Annotated in this window: 1 protein-coding gene; it reads right to left on the bottom strand. The window is 63.3% G+C overall.

Annotated elements, in window-relative coordinates:
• A partial coding sequence (locus AC07W4_RS27805; protein WP_495034727.1) for a type VI secretion system Vgr family protein occupies positions 1-1,512 on the bottom strand: 1,512 nt, incomplete at both ends.

The raw sequence follows: 1,512 nt of genomic DNA, 5'->3' as shown, positions 1-1,512 counted from the left end.
CAACAGCTTGAGCAGTTCTTCGCGGTCCAGTTGTGAGCCCTGCGCCGCGTGGCGAGCGTAGGTGGTCAACAACAGCCCTTGGGCCGCTCGCAGGGCAATCGCGGCATCGCTGCGCAGTTCGGCGCCCTGGCCGCGTGCCTGGGCCTGCCCGTCGGTTCGCGGCGTGACGAGCTTGCCCAGGTTCAGCGCGGTGGCCTGATGGGTCGTGCCCAGTCGGGCGCGCAACGCGCCGGGTGTATCGTCGAAGAGTAATTCGTTGAAGCCCTTGCCCTGATGTTCCCGGGTCTGGATCCCGGACAAGGTTCGATTGCCCGGCAACCCCGTGGCGTGACTGAAGTGCGGGGGAAAATGGTCGGCGTTGTAGAGCACCGACGTCACCAGGGGGCGGTCGATGTCGCCGCCGAGGAAAGTCACCAGCACTTCCTGACCGATGCGCGGCAAAAACTGATGGCCGAAGCCGGCGCCGCCACTGGGCATGGCGACCCTTAGCCAGGTCGTGCCCTGGGCAGGGTCCTGGGCCCGCTGCCAATGAAAGCGCACTTGCACGCGCGCCAGCTCGTCGGTGAAAACCTCCTCACCTGCCGGGCCCACCACAATGGCGGTGAGCGGCCCGGAAATCGTCGGCCGCGGGGTAATGATCGGTGGACGAAAGGCAATCTTGTGGCGGATGCAGACGAAACGGTTGTCGTAGCTCGCCGGTTGATCCGTCAGGTAGTTGTTGCGGCCTTGGTGCTCCACCTTGAGCAGGAGGAACTGGCGATCATCCACGGGATCAGCCTCGTGATCGAAGTGCTGGGTCAGTTCGAAGGTGTAGCCCGGCAGCATGGCGCGACAGTTGCTGGCGCCCTCAAACGTCTTGGCCTGTACCTCCAGGGCTTCGAGTCGATGCCGCACCAGCGCTTCGCCATCTACGGGCATACCGTGGCTGTAATGACCGGGAAAGTCGTAGATCTCGTAGGCTGGGACATCGCCCTGGACGTTAAGGCTGGGCATGCTGACCGGCAGCGGATTGCGTGGCTGCCGGTAGTCGAAGGTCTGGATGGCCATCCTGCCGGACTGCAGAACCCGATGGCTGCTCCAGCGGGTGATCGAGTCGGCGCTCTCGGTGACCGCCGCGCTGTGATAGCGGATCCGCGGTTGCCAAGCCAGCGGCTCAAGGTGGCGGGAATGGTCGGTGATGATCAGGCGGTGTTCTTCCTGCGTATGCTCGAAGTAGAACAACAACCCCTCTCGTTCCAGCAGGCGCAAGACGAAATCCAGATCGCTCTCGCGGTATTGCGTGATGTAGCTGTGGGACTTGAGCGGCTGCTCCAGGCGGAACTCGAACCTGGGCAGCACGCCATAGTGGGCGAACACCGTGCGCAGGATGTCTTCGAGGGTTTGCTCTTGAAAGATCCGCGCGTCGACGCGTCGCGACAGCATCCACAGCCAGGGGCTCAAGGTGGCCGAATAACAAGCCAGGCCGCCGTCACTGTTCTGCAGGCTGAATCGACTGATGTAGCCGTGAATGTA

It is taken from the genome of Pseudomonas sp. GW821-FHT02A08, from assembly GCF_059422045.1.
The sequence above is the reverse complement of the archived record's forward strand: the minus strand, read 5'-3'. Positions and strand labels throughout refer to the sequence as shown.